Below are 252 nucleotides of genomic sequence, written 5' to 3'. Positions count from 1 at the left end.
CCATCCGCCAATTCCAACGGGCACTGGAGCTGCAAGCCGTGAACACCACCTGCACATCCTCCGACACGTTTCTATTTCTGCGCGCCTGGCTGCGAAATCCGCTGCGCGTCGCCTCTGCCATTCCGTCGGGCCGCTCGCTGGCCCAGCTCATTACCCAGGAGATCGACCCGGCAGCCGGCCGCGTCATCGAACTCGGGCCGGGCACCGGCGTCTTCACGCGCGCACTGATCGGCCGCGGCGTCGCTGAGAGCG

Annotated in this window: 1 pseudogene; it reads left to right on the top strand. The window is 67.5% G+C overall.

Annotated features, from left to right (window positions below):
* Nucleotides 1-38: 38 nt before the first annotated feature.
* Nucleotides 39-252 (top strand): annotated as a pseudogene (locus SB659_RS20125) (hypothetical protein); the annotation flags it as partial.

Origin of the sequence: Arthrobacter sp. SIMBA_036 (assembly GCF_046535135.1) — a bacterium.
In the GTDB taxonomy this organism is placed as follows: domain Bacteria; phylum Actinomycetota; class Actinomycetes; order Actinomycetales; family Micrococcaceae; genus Arthrobacter.
This window is presented reverse-complemented; position numbering and strand designations above follow the sequence as displayed.